Source organism: Tissierella creatinophila DSM 6911 (assembly GCF_001940565.1).
In the GTDB taxonomy this organism is placed as follows: domain Bacteria; phylum Bacillota; class Clostridia; order Tissierellales; family Tissierellaceae; genus Tissierella_A; species Tissierella_A creatinophila.
Genome location: NZ_LTDM01000034.1, coordinates 1 through 8,005 on the forward strand (window position 1 = coordinate 1; position 8,005 = coordinate 8,005).

The 8,005-nt window shown below is 33.2% G+C and carries 12 protein-coding genes; all 12 read right to left on the reverse strand.

Annotated elements, in window-relative coordinates:
• Window positions 1–123: 123 nt before the first annotated feature.
• Window positions 124–846, reverse strand: coding sequence for a glycine-rich domain-containing protein (locus TICRE_RS13765; RefSeq protein WP_075727236.1), 723 nt, complete (start codon window positions 844–846; stop codon window positions 124–126).
• Window positions 847–1,227, reverse strand: coding sequence for a hypothetical protein (locus tag TICRE_RS08820; RefSeq protein WP_075727238.1), 381 nt, complete (start codon window positions 1,225–1,227; stop codon window positions 847–849).
• Between the two features lie 12 nt (window positions 1,228–1,239).
• Window positions 1,240–1,761, reverse strand: a complete 522-nt coding sequence (locus tag TICRE_RS08825) for a putative phage tail protein (protein ID WP_075727240.1) — start codon at window positions 1,759–1,761, stop codon at window positions 1,240–1,242.
• Window positions 1,754–2,812 (reverse strand): baseplate J/gp47 family protein, encoded by a 1,059-nt coding sequence (locus tag TICRE_RS08830; RefSeq protein ID WP_075727242.1) that lies wholly within the window; start codon window positions 2,810–2,812, stop codon window positions 1,754–1,756. Before TICRE_RS08830 ends, TICRE_RS08825 begins: the two co-directional genes overlap by 8 nt.
• Window positions 2,813–3,265 (reverse strand): DUF2634 domain-containing protein, encoded by a 453-nt coding sequence (locus TICRE_RS08835; protein ID WP_075727244.1) that lies wholly within the window; start codon window positions 3,263–3,265, stop codon window positions 2,813–2,815.
• Complete coding sequence (locus TICRE_RS08840) at window positions 3,266–3,496, reverse strand: DUF2577 family protein (protein WP_233120177.1); 231 nt, start codon at window positions 3,494–3,496, stop codon at window positions 3,266–3,268.
• Between the two features lie 23 nt (window positions 3,497–3,519).
• Window positions 3,520–4,482 (reverse strand): XkdQ/YqbQ family protein, encoded by a 963-nt coding sequence (locus tag TICRE_RS08845; RefSeq protein ID WP_075727248.1) that lies wholly within the window; start codon window positions 4,480–4,482, stop codon window positions 3,520–3,522.
• A complete protein-coding gene (locus tag TICRE_RS08850) occupies window positions 4,479–4,886 on the reverse strand; it encodes a hypothetical protein (protein WP_075727250.1) in 408 nt (135 codons plus the stop codon). The genes TICRE_RS08845 and TICRE_RS08850 overlap by 4 nt, the downstream gene beginning before the upstream one ends.
• An 11-nt stretch (window positions 4,887–4,897) precedes the next feature.
• Window positions 4,898–6,967, reverse strand: coding sequence for a tape measure protein (locus TICRE_RS08855; RefSeq protein WP_075727252.1), 2,070 nt, complete (start codon window positions 6,965–6,967; stop codon window positions 4,898–4,900).
• Between the two features lie 8 nt (window positions 6,968–6,975).
• Window positions 6,976–7,119: a hypothetical protein gene (locus TICRE_RS13275; protein ID WP_158016504.1), complete on the reverse strand. Its 144-nt coding sequence runs from the start codon at window positions 7,117–7,119 to the stop codon at window positions 6,976–6,978.
• 23 nt (window positions 7,120–7,142) lie between these two features.
• A complete protein-coding gene (locus tag TICRE_RS08860; protein ID WP_075727254.1) occupies window positions 7,143–7,523 on the reverse strand; it encodes a hypothetical protein in 381 nt (126 codons plus the stop codon).
• Between the two features lie 81 nt (window positions 7,524–7,604).
• On the reverse strand, window positions 7,605–8,005 hold a 401-nt coding region (locus TICRE_RS08865; protein ID WP_233120178.1), incomplete at its 5' end, for a phage tail tube protein.

Consider the following 8,005-nt stretch of genomic DNA (forward strand, 5'->3'; position numbering starts at 1 on the left):
TTTCTATGCCCTTTTTCTGTGTATAACTAGATTCTCCAAAATTAACGAGCATATTTATTTATTGAATTAAATTTCCCTTTGTGGATAACCTTAGATAATTTCAAAACTCTATTCTGCAACTATCTATTCTATAATAACGATCCCGTCTCCACCTCTACCACTGTCGCCACTACCACCACCACCAAGACTCCCATTGGCATCACCAGAAGAGGGAAGACGTGCATCTTGGCCATTCATAAACATACTAGAGCCACCGGACGACAGACCTGTACCTGTCCATCCGGCTCCACCACCACCAAGACTTCCCCCTCCTGCGCAATTCCCAACACCACCGTAGCCACCAATACCATCCCCTGCTTTTACTCTACTAGAATTATTTCCACCACCTCCTTTTCCACCTCCTTTTCCACCGGATTCCCCTGGGGTGCCAGAGTTAGAGGAATTTACCCCTCCTTTTCCACCACCTCCTCCTCCACTAAGAGTGACAATCTCACCTATTATGGTTGCTGACCCAGCATTCCCGGATTGGTATTCCCCCCCAGCTCCACCTTTCCCGACAACTATACTGACCGAGGCCCCTGGGGTTACATTATATGGCTCACTGATAATGGCCGAGGCACCACCCCCTCCTCCTCCAACACCAGTCCCTGACCCTGAAGATGACCCGGAGGCACCACCACCACCTCCTCCTCCGCATGCTGTAACAAAGATTTCAGTAACTCCATCAGGCACAATCCACGTATCATTATTTAAAAATACTCGTTTACTCATGCCACCGCCAGAAGGCTTATTTAAAATCTGCTCTTGTAGTTCTTTTGTTGCTAAATTCAATTCTTGTATCGCCATCTATATTACCTCCTCATAAATAAATTGTGCTACTCCGTTCTTAGTCCTAAAACCCCACTTGTAAGTTTTTGCTCCATCTATAAATTTATGAGGCATACTTTCTGCCAAATGCGTCCTAATTTCATCTTCAAGTAAAGCTAATTCATGTATACTTGCTAGGTTTTTTATTTTCGCAACTTCCTCTTTTTCTAACTTTGTATAATCATTTGTAGATAATCCTTTACCTATTACTTTGTCTACTTTAGTTTGATCTATTTCTTTTGTTTTAATATCTATTTTGTCCCAGTTATCATTTAACATAGTCTTTATATTAAACGTATCATTCCTATCTGTTATTGGGTTCTTCTTATACAAATCTAAAAAAGGTGTATTATCTGCCATTTTTCTCACTCCTTAAAATGCAAACTTATCAAGTGTTGTATTTTCTAATTCTTCTATTGTCATAACTTCGTGTATATCTTTTATATATAGATACATAAATTCATATATTATATCTAAGTGAGCTGGAGATACATCTTCTAAACTCTTGTAGACATCATTTAAATTAGTAGGTATTCCATATATTCCAGTGAATTTTATTACTATCTTTCCGTTAAAACTTACATCTACATTTCCATTTGTGTAAGCATCAACTACTCTTTTTATTAAATATTTATCTACTTTACCAGTCCCGCGCCACTTAGACCTTATGACTCCTCTACGTTCTTCTAAGTCTTTACTTAAATCAATTGGTATTTTTAATTCTTTTTCATATAGATCTAGTCCCCAAGTAGCAGTGTCTATAAATAATTGTTTTTTTAAATCTTCAATATCTAACTCAATTTTATCAAGTTCTAATTCTTCGGCTTTCATCAACTCTTGAAATACTTTAGAATTTCGTTCATAAATGGGTAGTTTATTTATTAATCTATTCACTTACTACCACCTCACCTAATATTGCTACATCTGTATCTAGCACTTGTATGTTAGAAGTTCCTAGATTGACTTTTAACGCTTGATAATCTAAAACCCCACCACTTGATAAGATTAATGACCCTATTCTTGCATAGCTTACTGTATCTTCTTTAAATGCTATAGATTTCAGATACTCAGCTATACTATTGCTAACATTTGTCTTTATTTGTTCAAGTGTGTAATTTATATCTTTAGTAACTGTAAATGATATATTTATGTCTTTTTTAATCGCTGATACTACAGTACAAAATGCCCCTATAGGTGCTTGACCTTCCCCAGTACCAGTTGTATTAGGGTCTATATAGTTTTGTACTTCTAACACTAATTCCTCACTTGCAGTCTGTTTGTTGGAGTCTGTAATAACAACTTTTACAGTGTTATCACCTGCCCACAGACTAAACACCCTAGCATCTCCAACCCCTACTATTTCCTTCGCCCAATTCATATAGTGGTATTTGTTTCCACTTGTTGAAGGTGTTCTAATCGTTTCATAATATCTACTTAGTAAGTTTTCATCTGATTCAGCATTAAATCCATTTGTAACTGAATTATTATTTATTACACTTGTCAATCCTGGAATACTTATAGGAAAATATTTTATAGAACCTTGTGGTACGTTTCCTACGCTTCCTGGTAGTTCACATTCTAATAATACATTTACTTGCCCTGATAAACCTATGGTCTTATTCTCTTGTATAATGAAGTTTACTGTATCACTTGATACTAAATCACCTTTACTTATTAAAGACCCTTCTTGCCCTGTTATAGTTGCTATAGTAGCAGCATAGGTTGCTTGTTTTCTACTTATTCCAGTTCTTTGATTAATATATTTTTCTAATTCTATTCCTGATAAATTTTCTACATCAAATTTGTTTCCTACTTCTTTTATTTTATTGTTTTGATTTTCTAATTCTATCGAAACTGGTGCAGTAGCATCATAAAAAAAAGACCCTTTGGTCTTATCATATTTATTGTCTATGTTATTTAAAATTCTCTCGTGTATTTCGTTCAATTAAAAATTCACCTCCTGGATAAAGGTATCTCCATCCTTCAAGACTACAGTAAAAGATATTATAAGGGTTGTCATTTCTTGCTTTGTATTAAAATTTTCTACTCTATCTATTTCGATATGCTCTACTAGCTTTTCTTCTATAATTCTTTTTAATTCAGATTGCAATAATAGTTGAGGGATCTTCCTTCCTTGAATTAATCTTTTTATAGTAGTTCCATATTCATTTTCACTATTGTTTTCTTTATATATTTCAAACTTAAATTCTTCTGTTAAAAGAAGTTTCTCAATCCATATTTTTATACCTTCTTTACCCTCTACTATGACTAACCTTCCATCTTTCATTACAAAATCACCTTTTTTAAAGTCATAAAGATAAGTGATTCCTTGTTCTGTTTTCTCTTCATTTTCAAGTTCTTCTTGCACTAGATCATCTAATTCCAGCTCAGGAAACATTTAACCACCTACCTTTTTTGCTTTATTTGTAATAAAGAAGGTTTGTTCAGACTCAGTTGGAATTATAAAGACTTCATCACCTTGTTTTAATATTAAATTATCAGCCATATAAAGATGTTCTCCTTGGAGTGTTACCTCTCCATTGAGTATACTTATCTTTAAAGGAGTTACGTTCATTACAAGGCCAATACAAGGCCCTGTTTTACCTTTATTATCTCTTTCTTTAAACATACTAGCCAACCCAACATCCCACATTAAATCACCTTCTCTATAGTTACATTCATGGTATGAATACTATTATGATAGTTATGAGTACAATCTTTGACTAGATACTTACCCTTTAATCCAAATAAATTATTATCTAACTCTAATATTCTTCCAGCTCTTACTCTATCATCACCTAGCAAAGGTCCAAGGCTAATATCTTCACCTATTTTATTTAATTCTTTCAACTTATTTTTAGCTATGTTTTTAGCTTTTGCTATATCTTTATCATCTACTGATTCAACATCTTGCAGAAGTCCAAATTTAGATATATTTTTATTATCTTTGGCTGTAGCGACTACTCTTGAACTCTTCTCATCTCCACTAGATATTAGAATACTATTTTTCATATCTGATATAGATTCGCTTTTACTTATTCCACCTATATTTTTTAATACATCTAGATTTAAAGACTTAAAGATAGGTTTAACTATTAGTTCAGTATATCTTTCTATAAATAATTTACCTTCACGCATTTCTAATCTATATTTTATGCCTAATGTACTTGTAGCTTGATCTAATATATCTTTTATAATATCTGATATAGTATCATCTTTATATATCTTAGCTATAGGTGTAGATATGCCAACTATTCGACCTATAGGTATGTTGAATTTACTACATAATGTTCTTATAGCATTATCTGCTCTTGTTTTATTAAACTGTACAATAGTTTTAGATTTATTTAGATAAAAAGCATAATCAAAAGCCGTTATTGATTTTGTGTATATTTCGGTGCCTAAGTCCACTATAATACCTCTGAATATTTCTTTGTTGTTAGAATACATTATAATCTTATCGCCTATTTCAACTTTATCATCTCTTCTAGCAATATCAAAAGACAACTCCATACCTAGTGTATCAATACTATCTTTCCAACTTAGATTACCACTTATAGGGGTTAATGATTTTCTAAATCCATTATTTTTAATTAAATTTAATTTATATGTCATCTGTTCTCACTCAATTCTAGAGAGTAGCTTATATCTCCATTTCCCATAGTATTGTAGTTAAAACTATCTACTAATACTAATCTATTGAACCAGGCACTGCCATCTTCCTTGCTTACAATGAACCTTACAGGTTTCTTTAATTTTCTCCATTTATCGAAAAAAGCTATATACTTATATGGATCTGCGATACTTCCTGATCTTAACCAATGGTATTTAGTGCTAGGAAATACAGAAGCGATAGACCACTCGATGAGATCTAAATCCCCTGGAATATTTAAAGTACCATTATTTATTGTTTCAAACCTTTCATTTTTCTGAGCTTTATCTAAAGAAATTTCAGGCACTATTGGAAGTACCATAACTTCTTTATTGTTTTCTGCACTAAATATTATACTACGAGCCACTCTACCACCTCCTAGATATTGTCTAATGCTAATTTAACCTTCTTATAAACTGTAGATCCTACTTCATCTGCAAATTGTTTATTGCCTATCACATTCCCCTGTATAACTACACTTACAGCCATTCCACCCCCACTATTATTAGTCGGTGGTTTTGATCCCGGTTTATCAGGTGGCTTTCCACCATAATAATCATCAGCTTCATCTTTGGTTAAGACTGTTTCACCTTTGTGCAATTCAGCAATATACCCATCCCAGGGTACACGTGGAAGCCCTGTTCTATGCGAGCCATCAACATCTCCACCTTTATCTCTTCTAAATAAATTAACAACACCTTCAATTGGATTTTTCAAGAATGTTTTCAAGCCTTCCCACAACTTCTTGACACCAGCTACCTTCTCTTTAAATACTGCATCTAATATACCTACAACTGCGTCAACTGGTGCGGTAAGAAGTCCTACCAAACCTTCCCATAGTGACTGAAGTATATCTACAAACCCACCAAATATAGACTTTACACCTTCCCAAGCCATTGACCAGTTACCTGTGAACACTCCTACAACAAAGTCAATTACACCTGATAAGATTCTTAGTAGTCCATTTAGAACACCTGCTATAGTTGATATTACCGCTTTAACTTGATTCGCTAATAACATGAATCCATACACTATTTTTACAATAAATACACCTGCAATAAAGGCTACTATCGGCATTAATATAGGTATCAGTTGAATCACAACATCTTTAATTTGATTGAAAATAGTCTTAAAAGTTTCAATCAGTGGTTTAAATGATTCCACTATTTGAAGTACCATATCCCAAAGTATTTTGCCAAAGTTTTTTAAAACTTCTATTACTGGAGTTATATATTTGTCTTTTAATTCTCCAAAATTAACACCTAATTCTTTTGCTTTTTCTTTGATCTTATCCCAATTTCTATATAATAGATATCCTGCTGCGACTACTGCACCTATTGCTAGAATTATCCAACCTAGCGGTGTTATAGCTAGTGTTCCGTTGAACAATAACCATATAGTATTTAAAGCAACTAGTGCTACTTTCATAACTCCTATTACTTTTATGACAGTATAAATTGCCCCTATAAATACCACTAAAGTCGTTATAATTTGCTCATATTTCTTTACAAAATTAAATAATTCCTGAACCTTAGTTATCAATTCTTTTACAAAATTTATAGCCTTTGGTATTTTGTCTACAAAGGACTTAACCATATTTTCTATACTGGCTTGTACACTAGACGAGTTCAACCATTTAGACAAGTCTTTCATAACTGGTTGAAAGTTCTTATTTATTAGGTTTTTTAATTTAATTGACATTTCTCCAAAAGTCATAGGAATACTAGCAAACTTCTTATTAATATCATCGGCACTACCGAACATCGCCTTTTTTATAACATCAGAAGTTATTTTCCCTTCTGAACTCATTGCTTTCAGTTCTCCAACACCCACACCCATCTCTTTTGCTATAGCTTGTGCTATTCCAGGTGCGTTTTCCATAATCGAAACAAATTCATCACCCTGTAATCTACCACTAGCCATAGCTTGTGTTAATTGGTGCATAGCCGACTCTTGTTCCTCCGTACTTGCCCCTGATATTTTGAAACTCTTTGCTAACAACTCACTGAATTTCAGGATTTCATCAGTACCACTAAACGCATCTTTTGCGTTGATCCCTAACTTACCTACACTATTTGCAATATCTTCATAAGGTATCCTCGCGTTGTTCGCACTTTTGAATATTTTATCATTCAAACTCTTTATTGAATTCTGTTTATCTGCAACCAAACCCAATCTAGCTTGTATTCCTGTGTAGATATCTGTTTGTTTGATTAACACGGCTGTACCCGCAACAGCACCTGCGCCAATTGCCGTTGCTCCAATTTTAGCGGCTTTCTTGATCACATTATCGATAGATTTTACTGCACTTTTGCCCCATTTATTTATTTGATTTTGCGATTTCTTCATTTCTCTAGTTACTTTAGTTACATTGTTAGAAACTTTTGTCAAAGGACTTGACATTTTATCTTTTAGAGATAGAATAGTAGCTATTTTTTTACTCGCCATTTTTTCACCTACTTCCCAAACATAGCTTTGGTTTTTTCATTTTCTTGCTCTATGTTGTACATCATAGATTCCACATAAAATATTTTTTCCACATAAGAAAGAGATAACAAAGAATCTAGTGCATGCCCTTTATTCAAGTAATAAGCATACATATTAAACTCTCCATCATCTCTTATTAGTTTTTTATTTCACTATCTATTTTGTCTATACCATAAAATGAATTTATAATTTCAACTATATCTTTCATTTCGTTCAGTTGATCTTCTAAAACTGCACTCGGTAAATCTGTAGGCTCTGCTACTTCATAAACTTCCATTGCCTCTTTAGCATCTTCCCTAAAAAGTGGACAACATTCGTATATCAGTTTATTCATACCATTTATACTGTTTTCCTCTTCTAGATTTTCTACTATATCCATGTATTGCCCCAGTGGTATTTTTCTGATTTCAATACCCATATCTAAAGTTTCTGAATAGTAACTCTTAACTTGTAATTTATCCATTTTACCTTGTTTTCTTTTAGCTATAATATCTGCCAAAGTCGCTTGTTTAGCCATATACACCACTCCCTTTATTTGTAAAATAATAAGTGCCCTAGATTGAGTTCTAAGGCACTTAAATTATGTTTTAATTCTGTACTATTGTAATATTTCTACTTTACTAGCTTTAAATGGCATTTCAATTTCCCCCACTGCTCTCTCTTCCCAAGATTGTAAAGTAAGTTCATCAAAAGTGATTCCTGATACTTTTATTCTTTGAGTTTTTCCAGTTGTTCTATTAAATGCTTTTCCCACAATAGATACATCCGGTATTCTTCCCGCTGCATATTCAGTGAATAATAAATCTATTGCTTTATTATAGTTGCTATCTGACTTTCTATAACTAAATGCTCCTTCATAAGCATATCCCAGCGTTAGTGTAAAATTAGATTGGGGAAAATAATTAAAAATAAAATAAGAGCATTCCAAATATGATATTATATAGGTGACAAAACCAGTTAATAATATACAAAAAGGAGATGCTCTTATGGATATAATTA

What these genes read in the sequence shown, in the direction of transcription:
- TICRE_RS13765 (WP_075727236.1), bottom strand. Translation starts at nt 846, where the DNA reads ATGGCGATACAAGAATTGAATTTAGCAACAAAAGAACTACAAGAGCAG.
- TICRE_RS08820 (WP_075727238.1), bottom strand. Translation starts at nt 1,227, where the DNA reads ATGGCAGATAATACACCTTTTTTAGATTTGTATAAGAAGAACCCAATA.
- TICRE_RS08835 (WP_075727244.1), bottom strand. Translation starts at nt 3,265, where the DNA reads ATGTTTCCTGAGCTGGAATTAGATGATCTAGTGCAAGAAGAACTTGAA.
- TICRE_RS08840 (WP_233120177.1), bottom strand. Translation starts at nt 3,496, where the DNA reads ATGTTTAAAGAAAGAGATAATAAAGGTAAAACAGGGCCTTGTATTGGC.
- TICRE_RS08845 (WP_075727248.1), bottom strand. Translation starts at nt 4,482, where the DNA reads ATGACATATAAATTAAATTTAATTAAAAATAATGGATTTAGAAAATCA.
- TICRE_RS08855 (WP_075727252.1), bottom strand. Translation starts at nt 6,967, where the DNA reads ATGGCGAGTAAAAAAATAGCTACTATTCTATCTCTAAAAGATAAAATG.
- TICRE_RS13275 (WP_158016504.1), bottom strand. Translation starts at nt 7,119, where the DNA reads ATGTATGCTTATTACTTGAATAAAGGGCATGCACTAGATTCTTTGTTA.
- TICRE_RS08860 (WP_075727254.1), bottom strand. Translation starts at nt 7,523, where the DNA reads ATGGCTAAACAAGCGACTTTGGCAGATATTATAGCTAAAAGAAAACAA.